The 21984-nt window shown below is 55.1% G+C and carries 19 protein-coding genes and 1 other RNA gene; 14 read left to right on the top strand and 6 right to left on the bottom strand.

Annotation, left to right across the window (positions count from 1 at the left end; genetic code table 11):
* Positions 1-18: 18 nt before the first annotated feature.
* The 5 genes from RHI63_RS03560 (at position 19) to RHI63_RS03540 (ending at position 6067) form a co-directional block, all read left to right on the top strand.
* Positions 19-1485, top strand: coding sequence for a site-2 protease family protein (locus RHI63_RS03560; RefSeq protein WP_310821843.1), 1467 nt, complete (start codon positions 19-21; stop codon positions 1483-1485).
* Entirely contained in the window at positions 1486-2247 is a 762-nt protein-coding gene (gene larB, locus RHI63_RS03555; protein ID WP_310821842.1) for a nickel pincer cofactor biosynthesis protein LarB, read from the top strand. It abuts the gene before it with no gap.
* Positions 2248-2289: 42 nt separating this feature from the next.
* On the top strand, positions 2290-2586 hold the full coding sequence (gene rpsT, locus RHI63_RS03550; RefSeq protein ID WP_149820827.1) for a 30S ribosomal protein S20: 297 nt from the start codon (positions 2290-2292) through the stop codon (positions 2584-2586).
* Positions 2587-2591: 5 nt separating this feature from the next.
* Positions 2592-3389, top strand: a complete 798-nt coding sequence (locus tag RHI63_RS03545; protein ID WP_310821840.1) for a TatD family hydrolase — start codon at positions 2592-2594, stop codon at positions 3387-3389.
* Positions 3390-3628: 239 nt separating this feature from the next.
* Positions 3629-6067, top strand: coding sequence for a phosphoketolase (locus tag RHI63_RS03540; RefSeq protein ID WP_206201095.1), 2439 nt, complete (start codon positions 3629-3631; stop codon positions 6065-6067).
* A 38-nt stretch (positions 6068-6105) separates the two neighbouring features.
* On the opposite strand, the gene hisF is transcribed toward RHI63_RS03540, so the two are convergent.
* Both hisF and RHI63_RS03530 read right to left on the bottom strand, forming a co-directional pair.
* A complete protein-coding gene (gene hisF, locus RHI63_RS03535) occupies positions 6106-6900 on the bottom strand; it encodes an imidazole glycerol phosphate synthase subunit HisF (RefSeq protein ID WP_149820833.1) in 795 nt (264 codons plus the stop codon).
* 15 nt (positions 6901-6915) lie between these two features.
* The gene (locus tag RHI63_RS03530; protein WP_206201094.1) at positions 6916-7575 is read right to left on the bottom strand and encodes a hypothetical protein; all 660 of its coding nucleotides are present in this window, start codon (positions 7573-7575) and stop codon (positions 6916-6918) included.
* A gap of 123 nt (positions 7576-7698) precedes the next feature.
* On the opposite strand from RHI63_RS03530, the gene mrdA reads away from it, so the two are divergent.
* The 3 genes from mrdA to RHI63_RS03515 all read left to right on the top strand — a co-directional run bounded on the left by mrdA (position 7699) and on the right by RHI63_RS03515 (position 12633).
* Positions 7699-9477, top strand: coding sequence for a penicillin-binding protein 2 (mrdA, locus tag RHI63_RS03525; RefSeq protein ID WP_206201093.1), 1779 nt, complete (start codon positions 7699-7701; stop codon positions 9475-9477).
* A 77-nt stretch (positions 9478-9554) separates the two neighbouring features.
* Positions 9555-10514, top strand: coding sequence for a M23 family metallopeptidase (locus RHI63_RS03520; protein WP_310744108.1), 960 nt, complete (start codon positions 9555-9557; stop codon positions 10512-10514).
* 10 nt (positions 10515-10524) lie between these two features.
* Positions 10525-12633 (top strand): M3 family metallopeptidase, encoded by a 2109-nt coding sequence (locus RHI63_RS03515; protein WP_310744814.1) that lies wholly within the window; start codon positions 10525-10527, stop codon positions 12631-12633.
* A gap of 8 nt (positions 12634-12641) precedes the next feature.
* Here RHI63_RS03515 and RHI63_RS03510 read toward each other — a convergent pair whose 3' ends face one another.
* A complete protein-coding gene (locus RHI63_RS03510; RefSeq protein WP_206201090.1) occupies positions 12642-12854 on the bottom strand; it encodes a DUF2949 domain-containing protein in 213 nt (70 codons plus the stop codon).
* A 201-nt stretch (positions 12855-13055) separates the two neighbouring features.
* On the opposite strand from RHI63_RS03510, the gene RHI63_RS03505 reads away from it, so the two are divergent.
* The 3 genes from RHI63_RS03505 to ssrA all read left to right on the top strand — a co-directional run bounded on the left by RHI63_RS03505 (position 13056) and on the right by ssrA (position 16100).
* On the top strand, positions 13056-13865 hold the full coding sequence (locus RHI63_RS03505) for a TPM domain-containing protein (RefSeq protein WP_310743393.1): 810 nt from the start codon (positions 13056-13058) through the stop codon (positions 13863-13865).
* Between the two features lie 91 nt (positions 13866-13956).
* Positions 13957-15660, top strand: a complete 1704-nt coding sequence (locus RHI63_RS03500) for a helicase HerA domain-containing protein (protein ID WP_310743392.1) — start codon at positions 13957-13959, stop codon at positions 15658-15660.
* Positions 15661-15714: 54 nt separating this feature from the next.
* Positions 15715-16100: a transfer-messenger RNA gene (gene ssrA, locus RHI63_RS03495) on the top strand.
* Here the strand turns inward: ssrA and RHI63_RS03490 are convergent.
* Complete coding sequence (locus RHI63_RS03490; protein WP_206201087.1) at positions 16098-17900, bottom strand: N-acetylmuramoyl-L-alanine amidase; 1803 nt, start codon at positions 17898-17900, stop codon at positions 16098-16100. The genes ssrA and RHI63_RS03490 overlap by 3 nt on opposite strands.
* A gap of 274 nt (positions 17901-18174) precedes the next feature.
* On the opposite strand from RHI63_RS03490, the gene RHI63_RS03485 reads away from it, so the two are divergent.
* On the top strand, positions 18175-18666 hold the full coding sequence (locus tag RHI63_RS03485) for a metal-binding protein (protein WP_206201086.1): 492 nt from the start codon (positions 18175-18177) through the stop codon (positions 18664-18666).
* Here RHI63_RS03485 and RHI63_RS03480 read toward each other — a convergent pair.
* Complete coding sequence (locus RHI63_RS03480; protein ID WP_149820848.1) at positions 18663-18908, bottom strand: DUF6439 family protein; 246 nt, start codon at positions 18906-18908, stop codon at positions 18663-18665. The two genes, RHI63_RS03485 and RHI63_RS03480, sit on opposite strands and share 4 nt — an antisense overlap.
* Before the next feature lie 143 nt (positions 18909-19051).
* Here RHI63_RS03480 and RHI63_RS03475 point away from each other — a divergent pair, with 143 nt between their 5' ends.
* Positions 19052-19636 (top strand): GerMN domain-containing protein, encoded by a 585-nt coding sequence (locus RHI63_RS03475; RefSeq protein WP_206201085.1) that lies wholly within the window; start codon positions 19052-19054, stop codon positions 19634-19636.
* Here RHI63_RS03475 and RHI63_RS03470 read toward each other — a convergent pair.
* Positions 19606-20856, bottom strand: coding sequence for an APC family permease (locus tag RHI63_RS03470; protein ID WP_206201084.1), 1251 nt, complete (start codon positions 20854-20856; stop codon positions 19606-19608). The genes RHI63_RS03475 and RHI63_RS03470 overlap by 31 nt on opposite strands.
* A 103-nt stretch (positions 20857-20959) precedes the next feature.
* On the opposite strand from RHI63_RS03470, the gene RHI63_RS03465 reads away from it, so the two are divergent.
* Positions 20960-21925 (top strand): hypothetical protein, encoded by a 966-nt coding sequence (locus RHI63_RS03465; protein ID WP_310800460.1) that lies wholly within the window; start codon positions 20960-20962, stop codon positions 21923-21925.
* The last annotated feature ends 59 nt before the right edge of the window (positions 21926-21984 follow it).

Below are 21984 nucleotides of genomic sequence, written 5' to 3'. Positions count from 1 at the left end.
AAACGCGGGAGGTAACGCATGATTATTACGGTAGGCCTATTGGCGGGGGCGATCGCCCTACTGGCGTGGGGACTGTACCGCAACCTGCCCTACGGCAAGCTGGGCATTGTGGCTTGGCTGCAAACCCTTGTCCTGATGCTCCCTTGGCTAGTGGTTTTTGGCAGCCTCAGCTTTGGGATTGTGATTAACTTTGCTGCCGTGCTCTTTGGGCTGGTGTTCTCGATTGTGGCCTATGTTGCCCTTGGCCGTTGGTTGCGATCGCTGGCGGCCACCGCCGAATTGCCCCTACCCTCTGCTCCCTCTGGCCGTTCGGAACTAGAGCAAGCCACCACAGAGCAGACGACCCCAGCCCAGCCTACTGCACGACCCAGCCTTCCCGCCGAAGACCTACAAGCCATTCAAAGTATCTTTAGCGTGGATACCTACTTCGCCACCGACTACATTCCCTACAAAGGGGGCGTGATCTGCCCGGGGAATCTGCGGGGAGAGGCCAAAGTGGTGCATCAGCAACTCACTGAACGCCTACAGGCCGCCTTGCCCGATCGCTATCGCCTTTTTATGGTGGCCAATGGGGAGGGCAAGCCGATGGTCGTGATTTTACCAATGACGACCGAACCAATTCGCTCGGGCAATCTTCAGAAGCTGGCAGCGGTTTTCTTGGCGGTGGCCACCCTTGGAACCTGTCTCGAGACCAGTGCCATCCTGCAGGGGTTTAGCTTACTGGGAAATCCAACCACTGGCCTCTTCCAGCGATCGCTCCCCTTTGCCTTGGGTCTCTTTGGCATTGCCGCTATACGGGAAGGGGGTCACTGGCTAATGGCCAAACGCTATCGGGCACGCTTGGGGCCGCCCATCTTTTTACCCGCGTGGCAGTTGGGGACTTTTGGGGCCATGACCCGCATTGAATCCTTCCTTGCCAATCGCAGTCAACTCTTTGACATTGGTGCAGCAGGGGCGATCGCGGCTGGTAGTGTTTCGCTGCTGCTGTTGGCCATTGGCCTTGTTCTCTCGCCCACGAGTCAGGGGTTAGAGGTGCCGACCCTCTTTTTCCAAGGCTCGATTTTGGTGGGGACGATCGCCAAGCTCTTTTTGGGGCAGCAGTTGCAAAGTGAAGTGGTGCTGGTGCATCCCTTTGTGATTTTGGGCTGGCTGGGCTTGATCATGACGGCCTTGAACTTGATGCCCGCAGGACAACTGGATGGGGGGCGGATTATTCAAGCCATTTACGGTACCAAAACCGCCAAACGACTGACGATTATTACCCTTGTGGTCTTGGGCTTGGTGGCGATCGTCAACCCCTTGGCCTTGTATTGGGCGTTGGTGATTCTGCTGTTGCAGCGGGATATGGATCAGCCCAGTCTCGATGAGATCACCGAACCCGATGATACCCGTGCTGGTCTTGGTCTGCTGCTATTGTTCCTGATGGCCGCTACCTTGATCCCGATGGCGCCGGGGCTAGCGGGTCGCTTGGGAATTGGAGGCTAAATGCCCGATTCACTGCGGCAGATTTTGGCGGCAGTCGCCCAAGGGCAACTGAGCGTAGAGACCGCCTATCGCCAACTGCAACATCTGTCCTACGAACCCATTGGCGATTTTGCACGCATTGATCACCAGCGGCAGCAGCGCACCGGCTTTCCAGAGGTGATTTGGGGACCCGGCAAAACCCCGCAGCAGATTGTCGAGATTCTGGAGCGGATGCGTCCCCACTATCCCTGTGTGATGGCGACACGGATTTCCCCAGAAGTCTTTGAGGCAGTGCGATCGCGCGTTGGGGGACTGCACTATTTTGAAAAGGCACGGATTTGCAGTACAGCCCCCATTTTGCCGCCGCAGTTTCCCCTGCCGGTGGGCTTGGTCTGTGCCGGCACAGCGGATCTACCCGTGGCTGAAGAAGCGGCAGTGACGTTGCAACTGTCAGGATTTGGGGTTGAGCGATTTTGGGATGTGGGGGTGGCGGGGATTCATCGGCTGTTGAGTGTGCGCGATCGCCTAGAGGAGATGGCCGTGCTCATTGTGGTTGCGGGCATGGAGGGGGCACTGCCCAGTGTGGTGGCGGGGCTAGTCTCGGTACCCGTGATTGCTGTACCCACCAGTATTGGCTATGGCGCGAATTTTGGCGGTTTGGCAGCGCTACTGACAATGCTCAACTCCTGTGCCCCCGGCATTGGTGTCGTCAATATTGACAATGGCTTTGGGGCGGCAATGCTGGCGGCCAAGATCTTGCGATCGCTCAGTCAACGGTTATAATGGTTATTTGTTCTTAACGTGTGATTGATCATCAGGTGACCTGTGGCTAACATCAAATCTGCCGCTAAACGTGCCCAAATTGCTGAGCGCAACCGTCTTCGCAACAAAGCCTATCGCTCGGCAGTGCGGACGCTGATTAAAAACTACTTGACGGCTATTAGTCAGTATGCTGCCGATCCCACTCCGGAAAAACTGGCGGAAGTCCAGCAGCGACTCAACTTGGCCTTTAGCAAAATTGACAAAGCGGTTAAGCGCGGTGTGCTCCATCGCAACACCGGTGCCCGTCGTAAAGCGCGGCTGACCCGTATCCTCAACAAAACGCTGCAACCGGCTGCCTAATCCCCATGTTGGTGGATACCCACGTCCATCTCAACTTTCCAGAGTACGCATCCGATCTGGACTCAGTGGCTGAACGCTGGCGATCGGCGGGAGTGGTGCGGCTGGTTCACTCCTGCGTTGAACCCAGTGAATTTCCCACCATTCAGCGCCTTGCCGCGCACTTTCCCGAACTCTTTATGGCAGTGGGTCTCCATCCCCTAGATACAGAGCAGTGGCAGCCGGATCTCAAGGAAAAAATTGCCCGCCTTGCCGCCAGTGAACCCAAGGTGGTGGCCATTGGCGAAACAGGTTTAGATTTTTACAAAGCCACGAATCGCGAAGAACAGGAAGCGGCCTTTTGGGCACAGTTGGAGGTTGCCCACAGCTTGAATCTGCCAGTGATTATCCACTGTCGGGAGGCAGCCGCTGCCGCGCGGGATCTACTTCAACAGTTTGTGCGCGATCGCGGGCCGGTGCAAGGAGTGATGCACTGCTGGGGCGGTACCCCCGAAGAAACGGAGTGGTTTCTCGATCTGGGTCTTTTTATCAGCTTTAGCGGCACCGTCACGTTTAAGAACGCCAAACAAATCCATGCCTCGGCACAAATGGTTCCCAGCGATCGCCTACTGGTGGAAACGGATTGCCCCTTCCTTGCCCCTGTGCCCAAACGCGGCGAAAAACGCAATGAACCCAGCTATGTGCGCTTTGTGGCTGAAGCCGTCGCCCGTCTGCGACAATGTGACCTCTTGAAATTAGAACAGCAAACCACCCTCAACGCCTGTCAGCTCTTTCGCCTCCCCCTGCCCCCAGAAGTTGCCGCATAAATTGCTCAGGCATTGGGAAGTTTACTGAATTGAATCAACGTTAAAAAATCTAGCGCATTTGCGAGCCTAGCCGTTTCAGCATCCTAGGATGGGGCTGTAGGCTAAAGACGATAGTTTAGGATGTGTTTCGATTAGTAAGTAGGCAATTCGTGGATTCTTGATCAACGCCGTTAGCACTTTGATCTATATGATCTCGGTTGATTTTCTTGATACTCATGCTGACTTGACGAGGATACTGTATGGTTAGCTCTCCTCCCCGTCCCACCGAACTCACCGCTGATATTCATGCTTTTGGTTCTGCTCGCGCCACGATTCAAGGACAGCCCTTGAGTGATAGTGAAGTTGAGGCCATGGATGCCTTCTTCCGTGCCTGTAACTATCTGGCCGTGGGCATGATCTATTTGCTCGATAACCCCCTACTCAAGGAACCCCTCAAGCCTGAACACATCAAAAAACGCCTCCTTGGTCACTGGGGATCGAGTCCGGGTCTGTCCTTTTGCTACCTTCACCTCAATCGCATTATTAAAAAGTACCAACAGGAGGTGATTTTCCTAGCGGGTCCCGGTCATGGGGCACCGGGGGTTTTGGCACCTGTTTACCTTGAAGGCAGTTACACCGAGATTTACCACAACATTAGTGAGGATGCCCACGGCCTCAAAAAATTCTTCAAGCAGTTCTCCTTCCCCGGTGGCATTGGCAGCCACTGCACCCCAGAAACGCCCGGCTCGATACACGAAGGGGGAGAATTGGGCTATGTCCTCTCCCATGCCTGTGGTGCTGCCTTTGACAATCCTGATTTAATTGTGGCGGCAGTGGTTGGCGATGGGGAAGCAGAAACGGGGCCTTTGGCCACCTCATGGCACATCAATAAATTCCTCAACCCGGCGCGCGATGGGGCAGTCTTGCCGATTCTCAACTTGAATGGCTACAAGATTAACAACCCGACGATTCTGGCACGCATTCCCCATCAAGATTTGGAAAGCTACTTCCGCGGTTTAGGGTATGAACCCTGCTTTGTGGAAGGTTCCGATCGCCCCTCAATGCACCAAGCAATGGCCGCCACCCTCGATTACTGCGTGACTAAAATTAAGGAGATTCAACGGGCGGCTCGGCAAGAGGGCGTTACCACCTTACCCCGTTGGCCGATGATTGTGCTGCGTACCCCCAAAGGTTGGACAGGCCCCGCGGAAGTGAATGGCCACAAAGTGGAAGGCTTCTGGCGAGCACACCAAGTGCCCATGGCCGATGTCCACACTAACCCTGAAAACCTTAAGCTCCTTGAAAATTGGCTGCGCAGCTACCGCCCCGAAGAACTCTTTGATGAGAATGGCACATTTCGTCCTGAACTCAAAGCCTTGGCGCCAACCGGCAACTACCGTATGGGCATGAATCCCCACGCCAATGGTGGGCTATTGCGCAAGGATTTGAAAATGCCCGACTTTCGGCAGTACGGCATTACGTTTGAGAAACCCGCCCAAATTGAGGTGGAAAATACCCGTCCCCTTGGAGTCTTCCTGCGGGATGTGATGCGCAATAACATGACCAATTTCCGTGTCTTTGGTCCCGATGAAAATACCTCGAATAAGCTCAATGCCATTTACGAGGTCAGCAAGAAATTCTGGATTGCGGAATACTTTGAGGAGGACGCCGATGGCGGTGAATTGTCCCCTAATGGTCGCGTCATTGAAATGCTCAGCGAGCACACAATGGAGGGGATGCTGGAGGGCTATCTGCTGACGGGTCGCCATGGGTTCTTCTCCACCTACGAGTCCTTTGTCCATGTCATTGACTCGATGTTTAACCAACATGCCAAATGGTTGAGCATCTGCAATGAACTCTCGTGGCGGGCGGATGTTGCCTCGTTGAACTTGCTGATTACGTCCACGGTGTGGCGGCAGGATCACAATGGCTTCACTCACCAGGATCCGGGATTTTTGGATATTGTCTGCAACAAGAGTGCAAAGGTTACGCGCATTTACTTACCGCCTGATGTCAACTCACTGCTGTCGGTGGCGGATCACTGCCTGCGGAGCAAAAACTATGTGAATGTGATTGTCTCCGACAAGCAGTTGCACTTGCAGTACCTGACGATGGATCAGGCAATTATCCACTGCACGAAGGGGCTAGGCATTTGGGATTGGGCCAGCAATGATCAAGGCTGTGAACCCGATCTGGTGATGGCCAGTGCCGGGGACATTCCCACCCAAGAGGCGTTGGCGGCGATCGCCCTCCTGCGGCAGGAGTTTCCAGAGCTGAAGATTCGCTATATCAATGTGGTGGATCTCTTTAAGCTGCAACCGGAAACCGAACACCCCCACGGCCTGAGCGATCGCGACTTTGATAGTCTCTTTACCCTCGATCGCCCGATTATCTTTAACTTCCATGGTTATCCGTGGTTGATCCACCGTCTCACGTACCGCCGTCACAATCACCGTAACTTGCACGTGCGCGGCTACAAAGAAAAGGGCAACATCAACACCCCCCTTGAGTTGGCCATCAATAATGAGATTGATCGCTTTAGTCTTGCCATTGATGCCATTGATCGCCTCCCCGGTCTTCAAGTGGCGGGTGCCCATGCCAAGGAGAAATTCCGCAACATGCAAATTGAAGCCCGCAACTACGCCTACGAGTACGGTGTGGACAAGCCGGAGTTTAGCCACTGGACTTGGCCATTTTAGCTTGATCCTCTAGGTTGATGCTCTGCCCCTCTCTTCGCTTATCGGCAAGGGAGGGGTTCTTCTTGGCGCACGGGCACTTGGTGCTGATGGAGATAGTCCTTGATCTGGGCGATCGTCAGTTGGCCATAGTGTAGGAGCGAAGCCAACAGTGCCGCCTCTGCTTTCCCTTCCACAAGAGCCGCGCGAATATGCTCACAGGTACCCGCCCCCCCAGAGGCAATCACAGGAATCTCCACCCGCTCAGCGATCGCCCGCGTCAATTCGAGGTCGTAGCCCGCCTGTGTCCCATCGGCATCCATACTGGTCACCAGCAGTTCGCCCGCACCCCGTTTAGCCATTTCCACCGCCCATTCAATCGCATCTAGCCCCGTAGCTTCCCGTCCGCCGCGCACATAGACTTGCCAACGGGGGTTTTTAGGATCCCAATGGGGTTCGCGCCGCGCATCAATGGCGACAACAATACATTGGGCACCAAAGCGATCGCTGGCCTGATTCACGAGATCGGGTTGCCGCACTGCCGCCGAATTCAGGCTGACTTTATCTGCCCCGGCGCGCAATAGGTCTTTGATCATCGTCAGGGACTGAATCCCGCCCCCCACCGTCAGGGGAATGAACACCTGATCCGCGGTGCGATAGACGACATCAATAATAATGTTCCGCTCTTCATGGGTGGCCGTAATATCGAGAAACACCAGCTCATCCGCACCCGCTGCATTGTAGGCTTGCGCCAGTTCGACCGGATCGCCGGCATCGCGCAGGTTGACAAAGTTCACGCCCTTGACGACGCGACCCGCCTTCACATCCAGACAGGGCAAAATTCGTTTGGCAAGCATTTAGCCTCCTTGGGACTACTGCACAGTGACACGGCGACCCCCGCCACTGACAAAGATAATGGCGCGACCCTCCGCCATCGGTTCCCAACCGACATCAAAGCCACTGCGCCAAGCCACTGCACGGGCTGCCCGGAAACAATCAAAGCTATCGGGACGCACAAAAAAGACAAGGGAATAGCGGCTGGGGGAGAGGCGATCAATGGTACGCCGAAAGTTGGACGCGGGTTTTTCCAGCGTGCTAAAGGATTCGCCACCGCTGCGATCGCGGGGTTCAAAAAGGGTTTGCAAAATTGGTTGCCCTTGGCTGTGCACCAGACTCAGGCGCACATCGTAGTAGCGGGTACGGTGGCGAAAGGACTCTAGTTGTTGCTGAATTTGGCGGGGATCTGCAAAGGGATTTTCTGTAATGCGCCGCAGGTGGCGATCGATGGCCTCACTGGCTTGATCCTCCTCAAGGGGCAGGGCACGATTTTCACGACACTCAAAGAAATACACCTGCTTGCGGGTTTCGCGGGCAATGGGCGTGCGCACAAGAGCAGGAGACACCGCTGCTGTCAAGCTGGCAAAGAGGCAGACAAAGATCATCACCCCCACGGTATTGGTGAGGACATCGAGGAACGAGTCGAGATTTTGACTGGGGGCTTGGACTTGGGGACGGCAGCGCGATCGCTTCATGAAGCGGCAGTACAGAGACTTCTTCTAGGGTATCGGAATTCTTGACCTCTGGTCTTAGCGCATCTGATAGAGTGGCAATACAGTGGCAATTAGCATAGATCACTCATCAACTCCTCGCAACTTATGGCAATGCTAAAAACGCGCCCCCCTCGTCCCCTCACCTACCAAGCCTACGATCGTGTGGTTGGCAAACAGGGGCGGGTCTTGGTATTGCTCTCGATCATGACCGTATTTTTGCTGGGGGGTATTGGGAGTCGCTTGGCCTACCTGCAAATTGTCGAGGGCGATCGCAACCGCCAGATGGCCGATGAAAACCGTATTCGCCTGATTCCCAAACCGCCGGAGCGGGGGAAGATTTTGGATCGCAAAGGGCGGATCCTCGCGGGAAATAAGTTCTCCTACTCGGTATTTCTCTGGCCCCTTGCGGCGAAAAAGCCCGAATGGCCGCAGACGGTGAACATTCTCTCGCGGGTGCTCAATATCCCTGCCAGTGAGATCGAAGCGCGAGTCAAGCAAGCAGGGGTGAATTCTCCTTCGTTGATTCGCATTGCCCAAGGGATTAGCCAAGCCCAAATCATTGCCCTTGAAGAACACCGCAATTTCTTGACAGGGGTGGAAATTGACCGCGAAGCCCTGCGCTTTTACCCCCATGGCGAAACGGCGGCTCACATCATTGGCTACATCGGCGAACTGAATGAGGAGGAACTAGCGGCTCGTCGAGATCAGGGCTACCGCCTTGGCGATGTCATGGGCAAAATGGGTGTCGAAGCCACCTACGAAAACGTACTGCGGGGGACATGGGGTGGTCAGCAGGTGGAGGTGGATGGTCAAGGCAAAGTGATCCGCATTTTGGGTCAAAAGGTAGCCCGACCGGGAAATGACATCACGCTGTCAGTGGATTTGGACTTGCAAAAAGCGGCGGAAGCAGCCCTAGGGAGTCGGCCGGGGGCGATCGTGGCCATGGATCCCCGTGATGGAGCGATTCTGGCTCTGGCCAGTTACCCTGCCTTTGATCCCAATTGGTTTGCCCGCCGCATGACCCAAGCCCAGTGGGAGGAGCTGCAACGGCGGCAGTTTCCCTTTGTCAACCGTGCCCTTCAGGGGTTTCCTCCCGCGAGTACCTTCAAAATCGTGACAACGGTGGCCGGCTTGGAGTCAGGGAAGTTTAGCCCCGATACCGTACTGATGACCTATCCTGCCCTCTACACAGGGGGCTTTGCCTTCCACGATTGGAACCGGGCGGGCTTTGGCCCTCTGGGCTTTGCCGGTGCCATGGCATGGAGTAGTAACACCTTTTTTGGTCAAGTGGCGCGCCGCATTGGACCTGAAACCCTGATTCATTGGGCGCATCGCTTTGGAATGGGGTCTAAAACCGGCATTGACTTACCCGGTGAAGCTCCCGGATTTGTGCCAACCCCCCAGTGGAAGCAAGAAACCTTTGGCGAGGGGTGGTACGACGGCGATTCCTTGATTACGGCCATTGGTCAAGGGGCTTTGCAGGTGAGTCCGCTTCAAGCCGCGGTCATGTTTGCAGTGCCTGCCAATGGGGGCTATAAAGTGCGGCCGCACCTAATTGCTTCCGACAATCCCCATCGCTGGCGGCAATCCCTGAATCTAAAGCCCTCTACCATTCAAGTGCTGCGTCAAGGCCTACGGCAGGTGGTGACCAGTGGTACAGGGGCTGCCCTAAATGTTCCTGAGGTGGCGATCGCCGGCAAAAGTGGTACCGGGGAAGACCCACCTCGCCCTAACCACACTTGGTTTGGTGCCTATGCCCCTGCAGACAAACCGGAAATTGTGGTCGTTGCCTTTGCCGAAAACTCTGGTGGTGGGGGTGGGTCTGTGGCAGGTCCGATGGTGCTCAAAGTGATTCAGACCTATATGAAAATTCGCGATCGCTAGCCCCTTGCGGCCAAGCAGATTGTCATTCCCCAAGGTTGCGCCTAGAATTTGAAGGAATGCGTGTGATGGGATGAATCATGATGGAGCAGCGGGTTATTGCCCTTGGGCTGACAATAGGTCTCTTGACAACCGCCTTGGGGACTCGCCAGAGTGTTGCTGAAACGATTCCTGCTGAACCAGAAGCGGCTGCACCGATCCTTGTCAATCCTGTTCAACCGGTGGACAGTGAGCCTCTTGTTTTTTCCACAGAACCCGTGGATCCGCCCCCTGGCAGTGAACCCCTCGAAAACCTTAAGCCCGCCCGCTCCATCCCCGTGGTGATCCAAGAGCGCTCCACAGGCTGTCAAGCGATCGTTAGCGAGGGCGTTCCCCCCAACATTTGCCAAGCCCAAGGTGCTCCACAACCCCTAGTGACCCCCACGGCTACATCACCTTCTGCTCCAGCTTCTCATCGCCCCTTGGTGGCTGCAAACCCAAGAAATTTTGTGCCATCTGCCCAAACGGCTGCACCGACCTATGTACGCCAGCCCTTTCCGGGACCGAATCCCTTGCGTTGGCTAAAGGTCAACAATGGCCAAATGCTCTTTCCCTTGCCGTTTCCGGTGCCCATTACCTCAACTTTTGGCTGGCGCATCCATCCCATTTTTGGCGATCGCCGCTTCCATTCGGGAACGGATTTGGGCGCCCCTGAAGGCACACCCGTGTTGGCGGTTTTTGATGGTCGCGTGGTTGAGTCCAACTGGCTAGGGGGCTATGGCCTCACCGTCATTTTGCAACACCCGCCAGAGCAGCACCAAACCCTCTATGCCCACCTCTCACAGCGCTTTGTCAATCCCGGTCAATGGGTGAAGCAGGGGGATGTCATTGGCCTCGTGGGTAGTACGGGCAACTCCACTGGTCCGCACCTGCATTTTGAGATCCATGAGATGACGGCTCAGGGGTTGATTCCTGTTGCCCCCGAAGCGCGGTTAGAATTGGCCTTAGCACAGTTAAAGCAGGCGATCGCCCAAGCGCGTCAGCAATCGAATCGCAGTTAGTAGGATACCGATGGTTATTGCGACTTCCCCTCACACCGATAATCCCCTCTTGCGGGGCGATGGTTTTCCCCCCTTTGATCAGATTGAGGTGAGCCATGTTGAGCCAGCCGTGCGCCAACTCTTGCAGGAACTCACCCAAGAATTAGAGACCCTCGAGCAATCCTTCACGCCCACGTGGGAAGGGCTAGTGGAACCCCTCGAACGTTTGAGCGATCGCCTCGGTTGGACATGGGGGATTGTCAGTCATCTCACCGGCGTCAAAAATAGTCCCGAATTGCGTCAAGCCTACGAAGCCGTTCAACCCCAAGTAGTGGAGTTTTACACCCGTTTGGGTCAATCGCGCCCCCTCTATGAAGGCTTTAAGGCACTGGCTGCCAGTCCAGACTTTCAGAGCTATCCCCCTGCGCGCAAACGCATTGTTGAGGCCGCCATTCGTAACGCCGAACACAGTGGCGTCAGTTTGACAGGAGCCGCCAAAGAGCGCTTCAACACCATTCAACTGGAATTGGCGGAGCTATCTACCCAGTTTTCCAACAATCTTTTGGATGCCACCAAGGCCTTTCGCCTCAAGCTCACCCAACCCGATGAAGTGGCTGGACTTCCCCCCAGCTTGCTGGCGCTGGCTGCCCAAACCGCTCGCCAAGATGGCATTGAGACCGCCACCCCCGAAACAGGGCCATGGCACATTACCCTCGACTTCCCCAGCTTTGGTCCCTTTATGCAGCACAGCCAACGGCGGGATTTGCGGGAGCAGGTCTATCGCGCCTACATTTCCCGTGCTAGCAGTGGGGAGTGGGATAACCGTCCCATTCTTGAGCGCATCCTTGCCCTGCGGATCGAAGAGGCACAGCTTTTGGGATTCAACACCTATGCTGAACTCAGCCTTGCCAGCAAAATGGCCGATAGTGTGGCCAGTGTGGAAAAGCTCCTCGAGGAACTGCGGCAAGTCAGCTATCGTGCGGCGGCGCAAGAACTGGAAGAACTGAAAGCCTTTGCTGCTGCCCAAGGGGCACCTGAAGCCACCGATCTGCAGCACTGGGATATTCCCTATTGGGCTGAACGGCAGCGGGAGGCGCTCTTTGACTTCAATGATGAGGAACTGCGTCCCTATTTTCCTTTGCCCCAAGTGCTGGAGGGCTTATTTGGGCTAGTGAAGCGACTGTTTGGGGTGACGGTGGTGCCTGCGGATGGTCAAGTACCCGTTTGGCATCCTGATGTGCGCTTTTTTGCCATCCTCGATGAAAATCATCTGACGATCGCCCACTTTTATCTTGACCCCTACAGCCGTCCTGCCGAAAAACGCGGTGGGGCATGGATGGACGATTGCCTTGGCCGTGCCAAATATCGCATTCAGGGGGAATGGCGCACCCGCTTACCCGTGGCCTACTTGGTGTGCAATCAAACCCCCCCAGTGGATGGTAAGCCCAGCCTGATGACCTTTAGCGAAGTGGAAACCCTCTTCCATGAGTTTGGGCATGGTTTGCACCACATGCTGACGCAGGTGGATGAAGCGGGGGCAGCGGGCATCAACAATGTGGAGTGGGATGCCGTCGAACTTCCCAGTCAATTTATGGAAAATTGGTGCTACCATCGGCCGACACTCTTTGGCATGGCACGCCACTATGAAACGGGGGAACCGCTGCCAGAACACTACTATGAAAAACTGGTTGCCGCCCGCACCTATCGCGCAGGCAGTGCTCTATTGCGGCAGTTGCACTTTAGTTTGTTAGATTTAGAACTGCACCATCGCTATCAACCGGGGCAAGGAGAAACCCCCCAACAAGTGCGCGATCGCCTAGCGCAGACCACAACAATCTTGCCCCCCCTGCCAGAAGATGCCTTTCTCTGTAGCTTTAGCCACATTTTTGCCGGGGGGTATGCTGCGGGTTACTACAGCTATCTGTGGGCAGAAGTTCTCAGTGCCGATGCCTTTGCCGCCTTTGAGGAAGCAGGCCTAGACAACGAGCAAGCCATTGCTGAAATGGGACGACGCTATCGCGAAACCGTGCTTGCCCTTGGCGGCAGCCAACCCCCGATGGAGATCTTCAAAGCCTTCCGCGGCCGTGAACCGATCACTGAGCCTCTCCTACGGCACCGAGGATTGTTGTCGAACACTTAGTTTGCCACTTACGGAGCCTTTGGCAGGCGATCGCCCCGCGTTTGATCCAGCCACTCAAAAATCCGATCCAACTGCTCCAAGGTAATCAATCCATACTGCCAAAGAATAATCGGCAACGATCCCCGTTGCTGTTGCCATTGCCGCACCGCCATTGCAATGCTCTCTGGTGGCAGTGCCAGTTCCTGTTCGAGATAGTGCAGTAGCTGAGAAGAGTAGGGCATCGTAGGTGAGGAGTGGCTGATGAAACAGGGATATAAGGTTTAGGTATTTAGACTTGCAGTATAGCAATGGGATTCTCAGGATAGGGTGAGTTTAACAAAAGCTGCATATTGTCTGAGAAGACGGCAGCGCTGATTGCAATGTTTCGCAGCATACCCTTAAGATAATTAAAAAAGATGCCCTATTTGTAAATTTTTATTACGATGCTTCAGCAATTGCGGCGCTTGTTTTACCAAGTTGGTTTAGGGATGGTGCTGGTTAGCCTCTGCTGGTTGGGGGCGATCGCCCCTGCCCACAGCTTCAACAATCCAGAGTTGTTGCCCGCGGAGCCAACCAATGTCGTTGACTTAGCGCAGATTCTGACACCCGTTCAAAAGGAACGGCTTGACAGCGAACTGGCAGAATTTGAAGCACAGACGGGCTGGAAGTTGCGCGTCCTCACCCAGTACGATCGCACCCCCGGCCTCGCAGTGCGGGATTTTTGGGACTTAGACGATCGCAGTATTCTGCTGGTGGCCGATACGCGCGGTGGCAATCTTTTGAACTTCAATGTTGGCGACACCGCCTACCGCGTCCTCCAGCGCACCTTTTGGGTTGAATTGCAAACCCGCTTTGGCAATCAATACTTTGTCCGAGACAACGGCGAAGATCAGGCCATCCTGCAATCGCTTCATGCCATTGAAACCTGCCTCTCCCAAGGGGGGTGCCGTGCCGTACCGGGATTACCCCAAGAGCAATGGCTGCTCACCCTTGCCACCTCCATCTTTGGCGGCATCATTTTGGGCTTTGTGGCGCGTCCCCGCCGTGCGGATCAAAAAGTGGCTTGGACGTGGATTCTTCTTTTTTCACCGCTGTGGGGCATGCTTTTCTTTGCCTTTGGTTTAGGGCCAGTGGTGGTGCGCACCCAAGAATGGCTACCGGTCTTGCGCAATGTTGCTGGTTTTGCCCTTGGTGCCATTGTTGCCTTTTTAATTCCTGCCCCCAGTGAGCCGCCGCCCGTTCTAGAAGAGTAGGCGCCGTCAGGCTCTCAATTGGAAAATCGCGTAGGATTGAGGTTAACGACATTAGCTCTCTTTACTCTCTTTGGGTTACCCGTCCTGTGCGATGAACAGTAGCCACCCTTCTTCTCGCCACATTGTCGGCATTGTCAAAGGCCCCGGTGATAGCGGTAGCGAGTATGTTTTTATTACTGCCGATGCCCAGCCAGTGCGCATTGGTGAATTTGTCTATTATGAGTTGAGCCATTCCCCAAGTGTGGCCTCAAACTCCCATGCTGCTGCGGTTCACCAAGTCTTGGGCAAGATTACTGGCTGCCGTCTGATTGAGCATCTACCGGATCGGATGTTTGCTGATCACGAACTGAATCCCGGTGCGGTGGCTGCCCTGATTGGTTTTACCTGTGAACCGGCGGAACTCTACGAAATAACCGTAGAAGTGATGGGGGAATTTCATGAGGTCTTTGGCTTTAATAATTTGCGGCGGCTTCCCCTGCCGGGTGCCAAGGTCTATTTGGCTGACGACGCGCTGTTGCGGCATGTCCTCAATAAGAAAAAGCCAGAGGAGGTGGGGGCTGCCCATATCGGTTCACTGTTGTTGCGGCAGGAGGGTGCTGTGCCCATTGCCCTCGATGTCAAGGAACTGGTGAGTACGCATGTGGCCATCCTTGCCGGGACAGGTTCCGGGAAATCCTATACCGCAGGGGTTTTGGTGGAGGAATTGCTTTTACCGAAAAATCGCGCCGCAGTGCTGATCCTCGACCCCCATGGTGAATACCACACGCTGGCGCAGCTGAGGGGACACCCCGCTTTTCAAGGGGCGGATGGCTATCAACCTCAGGTGAAAATTATTACGCCCCAAGAGGTCAAAATTCGTGTTTCTTCCCTAGAGTTTCACGATATTCTGACGCTGCTCCCCCCGATGAGCGATCGCCAGCAGGCCATTCTCAAAAAAGCCCACGATGCAGTACGCCGCCTCTATCCCAATGGCCATTGGAGTACGCGGGACTTAATTACCGAAGTCTATGCTGTGGATCGCGTTGAGGATGAAGAGGGCAATGTCAAGCAGGGCTCCTCTGCCGATGCCTTGGCTTGGAAGCTAGAAAAAATGCAGCGCTCTGACTATTTCCATGCCAATGAGCATTTGCCCCCTTGCGAGTTGTTTGCCCCCGGCCAAGTCACCATCCTGCAAATGAATGAGATTCCCCTTGAGGAGCAGCAGGTGATTGCCACGGCAATTTTGCGCCAAACCAACCATGCCCGCATGAATACCCAAAAAGACCGCGTCTTTGAGGGGGATGAGCAGTACCTCCCCTACCCGGTGTTTATCTTAATTGAGGAGGCACACCGCTTTGCCCCTGCCCATGAACCTTCCCAATGTAAGCAGGTGCTGCGGACAATCCTCAGTGAGGGTCGTAAATTTGGCCTTGGGGTAGGACTGATTACTCAGCGTCCCGGCAAACTGGATAGCGATGTGCTCTCCCAGTGTATGAGCCAGTTTATGCTGCGGATTGTCAACCCTGTCGATCAAGAGAGCCTCAAACATGGGGTGGAGGCCGCTGGCCGAGATTTGCTCAAAGAACTGCCTGCCCTCAGCAAGGGGCAAGTGATTATTGCCGGTGCCTGTGTGAATACGCCTGTCCTCTGTCGGGTGCGGCAACGCTTAACAACTCATGGGGGTGACACGCTGGATGCTCCTGACCTGTGGCAAAAGTATTTTGCCCAACACAAACAGTTGGATCGCATGGTGGCGATGGCAGGCCCGGCACCCCGTCCTAAACCGCGAACCATTGGCCGGCGATCGCTCGAATAATTAGCCGTTGTCAACTCCAAAAAAATGCGCTAGCTTAGGAGTAGCTCTATTCAAGGGGCTGAAACGGCTTCGACGTCCTAGTGAAAGTTGGGCTGTGATGCAGGTCGAGAGTGGGCTATCTCTCGTTAATCCAGAGTCCAAACCAAAAGTAACTGCGAACAACATCGTTCCTTTCGCTCGTAAAGCTGCTGCGGTAGCCTAAGACCTCTATACAGGTTCGAGCACTCGTTGTCCGACTCCGTTAAGGGCAGCGGGTTAACCCCAACGGATGCGCTAGGCAGTTCTCTCTGGTGGGCTGTTTAGCAAAGACTCTACCAGAGCATCCTACTGTTCGGGATAAGGAACAGTTCCCGCCTGAGGGTCAGAAAGGCTAAACCTGTGAAGGAGCAGTCGATGAATAGCTAGGGCGGACACGGGTTCGACTCCCGTCAGCTCCATCATCTTCCATGCAAAAAGTTCAAAATGCCTTGGGCGATCGCCCGTGCCATCTGCGTCCGCCACGCAGGATTCTTGAAGTTTGCGGCATCCTCTGCGCCCGTGACAAACCCTGTCTCGACAAGGGCAGAATCCATTGACGTATTGCGAATCACATAGAATCGTGCCGCCCTCACCCCGCGATCGCGAATGTTCAAGGAATTGAGAATACTATTGTGAATGGCAGATGCCAAACGACTGGAGCGTCCGGGGGCAAAGTAGGTTTCTAAACCATTGACATCGGGGCGAGCCAGACTAATAGCATTGGCGTGAATACTCACAAAGGCATTTGCCCGTGCCCGTTCCGCAATGGCGACCCGAGGAGCCAAGTCTAAGTCAATGTCTGTGGTGCGGGTCAGAATCACCTGTACCCCCTGCTGCTGCAAAAATTGGGAAACTTGCAGGCTGATATCGAGAACAATATCCTTTTCACGAATGCCGCCAATACCAATGGCACCGGGATCGCGTCCGCCATGTCCGGGATCAATGACCACCACAAACCGGCCGCGGGGGACGGGCTGATTGGGGGGCTGAGGGGTTGCTGTGGGGGGAATATCAATTGGGGTGGGCGTACTGCTCGGAGGGTCATTTGCTCCCTGAATTTGCACCACAAACGCTTCAGCTGACAGGGGACGAGGGCCAAGGATGCGAAAGTTGGGCGCTGGGGTGAGCAGAATCGAGACGGTTTGGTTATCCTCTTGGCGAAATTCAATATTGCTGAGGGGACTACCGGTAACTAGGCGGGGTTCGCGCAGATTACTGTCCAACTGTGCTTGCCGTAGGCGAATGCGATAGCGATTGCCTTCCCAGCCCACGTTATAGAAAACGGTGCGATCGCCCTGAATCAGCAACTCTCGTCCCCCCAAGTCAACGCGCTGAATCGTTGTGACAGGAGTTTGCGCACTGGCCGCAGGAATCACACTAGGGCGTTGGGACGGTGGCGGAGGTGGGGGTGTAATGGCCGTGGTTGAAGGCACAATCAAAAAGCCATCATAACGGGGCGTCACTTGCCAATCGGCATCTTGAGGGTCAATGTCGAGGGTAATTTGGACTTGGCGATTGCTCTGAGTCCGTACCTCTGCCCGGACACGATCCCGACCAAAGCGGCGCAGTTCCAAGCGCCGAGGACTAAAGTTGCGAATCAATTCACTATTGCTGAGGAGAATTTCAATGCGATCCCGACGGGGGCGGCGCAGGGTGTAACTGCCTTCGGGTAAGGGGCGATCGGCTAGCACTAGAAAACCTGTGGCATCTGCTCGCCAACTTCGCACTTGCAGCGGCCCTGTGGGCGTTACGGGAGGAGCAGAAGGAGGAGACGGTGGGGGTGGCGGCGGTAGCGAAACTGTTTGCTGCTGGGGGGTGGGCAGTTGCACCAACCAGTTATTAGCCGTGACTCCCCGAAAGCGCACCTGCTGCGGATCAATTGTAAAACCGTCCGCATATTCCACCACAATCCGCGTCGTTTGGGGGTCAAACTGAGCAACCCGCACTTGGCGAATGGCACCACTGTAGTTTTGACTGATCTGGGGGCTACCGAGAACGACACCCGGCAAGTCAATGACAAGGCGGGTCGGGTTATAGACCAACTCAGCACGGGGCTGAACAGCACGCTCCGTGCGAATTTCCAGTTGATTGGTGGCAGGGTTAAGTCGCCACAATTGTAGACGGCTGGCTGAAGCAGGCTGAGCCATGACCAGTGCAGCGGCAGGTGCCCATAGCAAACTCACTACAGCTCGAAATTGCCAAGAACGCCACGGTTGATCCATTCACGCTTCCTCCACCAGCGATGCACAATACCCTGCCAAGTTGGCTAGCCAAGCCGCTCGCTCAAACGTGCTCAGCATACTTGATCGGGGACAGGTATGTGAACTGGCACACCCTGCGATTTAGTTTTGCGCGATCGCCCTTCATCAGATTCAAATTTCAGCCGAGTTGCTTCAAGCTCACTTAGACGCCCACCGCACTCAATAAGTTCGCCGATTGCATGATCTAGCCCGTTTTGCCGTAGCTTTGCCCTAGGAAATATCTGCGGAATCCTCAATGCCCAGTGGCCGTACCCACGATCGCCTGACTTGGATCGGCATGCCCCTTGTGGGCTTCACCGCCAGTGCCCTCACCCGTGACTGGATCTGGGGGGCAATTGCCAGCAGTAGCTTTGGTATTGGCGGCTTTCTCCTCAGTCCAGACCTCGATACCCCCTCTTTACCCTACTACCGTTGGGGCTGGCTGCGGGCAATATGGCTACCCTACCAAAAAGCCTTTCACCATCGCTCCTTTTGGACCCATGGCCCAGTGGTGGGCACGCTGATTCGGTTGCTCTATCTCAGCTTTTGGTTGGGGTTAGGATTGGGTCTGGTGGCCGGGGTCGCCGCATTCACAGGCCACCTTTCCCTTGTGCAGGAATGGCTACATCGTTGGCAGGGAATTGACTGGCGCTGGGGAGTTGCGATCGCCCTTGGCCTAGAGCTATCGGCACTGCTTCATGTCACAAGCGATCTGGTGGTTTCTCGGTGGCGACGCTGGCACCGCTAATGGTGGTGCGTAGGGCAAGGCGGCGCACTAATGGAGCGATCGAGCCAACCCACTGCCTGTTGGAGATGCGCCAGTGCCTCAGCATCATTTTCCTTGAGGAGATAGACCAGAGCAGCAGCCGCCTGTTCGAGGGCGCGGGCACGGCGATTTCCCTTGAGGCGATGCCAATCTTGGGGAGCAATCCTAACCGCATCAAGGAGGGCAGTGGCTAGTTCTTCTGCACGGGGGGTCGTTTGCACCATGACTTAAACTTGATCTAAGGGGAGAACTATCCTCTAGTTTAAGCAGTGGGCAACTGCCCCTAAGGCCACAGGCACTGGAACTTTACCCTTGAATCATAGCGTCTAAGGTAGAGGCAGGTGCATCCCGCCAAGGAGAGATCGTGATGGTAGCAAAAGTCACCCGCTCCCGCCCCGCCTTGATTGTGCTGGCGGTTATTGGCCTTGCCTCGGCTGGTACAGCAGCATGGCTAACCTTGAGTCCCCCCCGGCAGGGAGATCCGGTTCCTAATCCGGCGGAAGTTGCCCAGCAGCAGGAAACTCAAATTTTTTGGGTCAAGAATGAAGGGGATAGCCTCGTTTTAGTGCCCTCTACGGTACGGATCAATACCCCGGCAACGCGGCCAGAACTCTTTATTCAATCTCGTCTGGAGCGACTTTTGGCGGGTCCTGCCAATCAAGATGTCACCACCAGCATTCCGGAAAATACCCGTGTCAATCGTGTAGAAGTCAAAGCCGATGGCATCCATGTGGATCTCTCTCCAGACTTTACCAAAGGGGGGGGAAGTGCTTCAATGCAAGCACGTCTAGGACAGGTACTGTACACAGCAACAGTGAATGATCCCAATGCGCCAGTTTGGATTTCCATTGGGGGTGAACCCCTGCGCGTCCTAGGGGGTGAGGGGCTAGAGGTGACGCAACCGATGACCCGGCAAGACTTTCAAACGGCCTTTGCCCTCCGCACCCAGTAGTGCCAAGCAAGTCCAAGAAGAATGAGACCACACCCCGACAGCCACACTTGGACTTCGACCCAAAAAGCCAGCCCTAGACAACCGATTAAACCTGCAACCGCAAGCCAGCGGGGAAATTGTGGCTCCTTCAGTTGCAGTGTGGCAAGGTTGGTAATGGCGTAGTAAATCAGCACGCTAAAGGCACTAAAAGACCACGTAGTTTTTACATTGCCAATCAGGATCAAGAGGGCAATCCCCCCACTCACCGCAAGAACGGCAGCAACAGGTTGTTTTCCTTGGGCTGGAATCTGAGCCAAAATTGCCGGTAAATCTCGCCGCCGCGCCATTGCCAACACCACACGGGAGAGGCCGAGCAACAGATTGAGCAGAATCCCGACCATGGCCGCGATCGCCCCCAGCGTAATCAGAGGCGGCAGCCAAGAGACACCCAATTCACTGGCGACAATCTCTAAAGAGGCAGCCGTAGTCAACTTTCCAGAGCCATGACTCCCCAGAACAATCAAGACAACACTGAAGTAGAGCAGGACAACAATACCAATGGCTAGGGCAATGGCTCGTGGAATGGTTCGCCGAGGAGTCTTGACCTCCTCCGCCAGCACAGCAATACGGGCATAGCCGGCATAGGCGACAAAGAGCAGTGCCGTTGCTTGGAGAAGATTCTTGAGCGAGAGTGGTTGCGATGCTGCCGACCAAAGTAGCCCTCCCTGTTGTTGGACGTGGCCAATGCCGACAAAGAGCAACAAACTGGTGAACGTGACTAGGAGAATCCCCAGATTCACTTGCGCCGATCGCCGGATGCCCAAAAGCACCACACAGGTCAAGACCGCCAGTAGCCCCAGAGCAGCCATGATTTGCCAGCGCCCGCTATTGTCCTCTAGGCCGAGCCATTGGAAGAGATAAGCCATACAGCCAAGGGCAGCAGTGGCTGCAGAAGCCGATTTGGCCAGTAAAAACATCCACCCCGCTGTAAAGCCCAAAGGGGGAGAAAGATAGCGATACCCATACTCGTAGGTGCCCCCACTCACAGGATGGGAGGCCGCCAATTGGGCACTACTGAGGCCATTACACAGCGCGATCGCCGCGGCAAGGATCAAGGCTATCAACACCCAAGGGCCAGCGAGGTCGGTGGCAATGCCTAAACTGACAAACAGCCCCGTACCAATCATTGAGCCTAGACCCGTTAAAATGGCGCCCCACAGTCCTAGTTCGCGTTTGAGCATGGAGTTTCATTCGAGAACTGAAGAACGCCTTCTAGCCTAGAGGATAGGGACGGCGATCGCTATAATTGGAGCAATTCTTAGCACGCGCGCAGGTATCAGGATCATGGCCAGTCCAGAACCCCCTAGCAACCAACCCGACGATCTCCTAGAAAACATCATTACTGATTTGGGTGAGTTGGACGAGCCTCCTGCACAGGATATTGATCTCAACTCCCTGACGGCTGAATTGGAGTCACTCACCCTGACTGCAGAACAGCGGGCGATCGCCCAAAACCAAGCCCTACAGGAGCAAATTAGGCAGCTCACCGCAGAACTGGAAAACGTTCAACAGCAGCGAGATCAACTGAGCCAAGACCTTGTCCGCCTCCAAGAAGAAAATGCCACCTTGAGCGGCCTGCGGCAAAATCTTGAACAGGAACTGGCACAGGCGCTCATTCAGCAAGACGAACTTCAGCAGCAACTGGTGACACTGCAACTGCAAGCCTCCCAGATTCAGGAACTGCAAAGTCAAGTGGCAACCCTGCAATTCCAAGTCTCACAAATTCAAGAACTTCAAGATCAACTTGCCTCGCTGCAAACAGAAAAAACAGCTCTCGAACAGCAACTTCAGGCGGTATTGGCTGCTTCACCCCCCGCTTCTTTGGAGGATACCGCCCTTCTCGGTAATCCCCCAGACGCCGGCCTTGCCCAACAACTGGCGGAGATAACGCGGCAACTCACCCAAGTGGAAAGGGAGCGCGATCGCCTGCAAGAGGAACTTGCCCAGGCGCAAAATGAATTGCACGGTCTGCAGCACGATTTAGAGGTGCTGCGCAACCAATCCTCAACCGTTGTCCCCACTGAACTCACCCTTGCTGCCCAGGAAAATCACCGCCTGAAGCGACAACGGTGGCGGCGTGACACCGTGCTTTGGATCAGTGGCATTGCAGCAACGGTGGTTTCTGCTTTGAGCGTCAGCTTAAATCTGCCACAGCCCATTGGCCGCATCATTCCCCCTGTCGCCGCTTTGGCAGTTCCTGTGATTACAACGCTGGTTGGTAGGGGTGGGTCAAGTGAAAAGACTGCTTAGGCGATCCCCCTCTGGGCTAAAATCTTAGGGCAGGGACGCTTTGCTTAGGAGTTTAGATT

The sequence above is a fragment of the Thermosynechococcus sp. GLH187 genome, assembly GCF_031583395.1.
Classification (GTDB): domain Bacteria; phylum Cyanobacteriota; class Cyanobacteriia; order Thermosynechococcales; family Thermosynechococcaceae; genus Thermosynechococcus.
The sequence above is the reverse complement of the archived record's forward strand: the minus strand, read 5'-3'. Positions and strand labels throughout refer to the sequence as shown.

Bases quoted from the DNA above. Each gene is read 5' to 3' on its own strand.
- RHI63_RS03560 (WP_310821843.1), top strand. From the start codon at position 19: ATGATTATTACGGTAGGCCTATTGGCGGGGGCGATCGCCCTACTGGCG.
- larB (WP_310821842.1), top strand. From the start codon at position 1,486: ATGCCCGATTCACTGCGGCAGATTTTGGCGGCAGTCGCCCAAGGGCAA.
- RHI63_RS03545 (WP_310821840.1), top strand. From the start codon at position 2,592: ATGTTGGTGGATACCCACGTCCATCTCAACTTTCCAGAGTACGCATCC.
- RHI63_RS03540 (WP_206201095.1), top strand. From the start codon at position 3,629: ATGGTTAGCTCTCCTCCCCGTCCCACCGAACTCACCGCTGATATTCAT.
- hisF (WP_149820833.1), bottom strand. From the start codon at position 6,900: ATGCTTGCCAAACGAATTTTGCCCTGTCTGGATGTGAAGGCGGGTCGC.
- RHI63_RS03530 (WP_206201094.1), bottom strand. From the start codon at position 7,575: ATGAAGCGATCGCGCTGCCGTCCCCAAGTCCAAGCCCCCAGTCAAAAT.
- mrdA (WP_206201093.1), top strand. From the start codon at position 7,699: ATGGCAATGCTAAAAACGCGCCCCCCTCGTCCCCTCACCTACCAAGCC.
- RHI63_RS03520 (WP_310744108.1), top strand. From the start codon at position 9,555: ATGATGGAGCAGCGGGTTATTGCCCTTGGGCTGACAATAGGTCTCTTG.
- RHI63_RS03515 (WP_310744814.1), top strand. From the start codon at position 10,525: ATGGTTATTGCGACTTCCCCTCACACCGATAATCCCCTCTTGCGGGGC.
- RHI63_RS03510 (WP_206201090.1), bottom strand. From the start codon at position 12,854: ATGCCCTACTCTTCTCAGCTACTGCACTATCTCGAACAGGAACTGGCA.
- RHI63_RS03505 (WP_310743393.1), top strand. From the start codon at position 13,056: ATGCTTCAGCAATTGCGGCGCTTGTTTTACCAAGTTGGTTTAGGGATG.
- RHI63_RS03500 (WP_310743392.1), top strand. From the start codon at position 13,957: ATGAACAGTAGCCACCCTTCTTCTCGCCACATTGTCGGCATTGTCAAA.
- RHI63_RS03490 (WP_206201087.1), bottom strand. From the start codon at position 17,900: ATGGATCAACCGTGGCGTTCTTGGCAATTTCGAGCTGTAGTGAGTTTG.
- RHI63_RS03485 (WP_206201086.1), top strand. From the start codon at position 18,175: ATGCCCAGTGGCCGTACCCACGATCGCCTGACTTGGATCGGCATGCCC.
- RHI63_RS03480 (WP_149820848.1), bottom strand. From the start codon at position 18,908: ATGGTGCAAACGACCCCCCGTGCAGAAGAACTAGCCACTGCCCTCCTT.
- RHI63_RS03475 (WP_206201085.1), top strand. From the start codon at position 19,052: ATGGTAGCAAAAGTCACCCGCTCCCGCCCCGCCTTGATTGTGCTGGCG.
- RHI63_RS03470 (WP_206201084.1), bottom strand. From the start codon at position 20,856: ATGCTCAAACGCGAACTAGGACTGTGGGGCGCCATTTTAACGGGTCTA.
- RHI63_RS03465 (WP_310800460.1), top strand. From the start codon at position 20,960: ATGGCCAGTCCAGAACCCCCTAGCAACCAACCCGACGATCTCCTAGAA.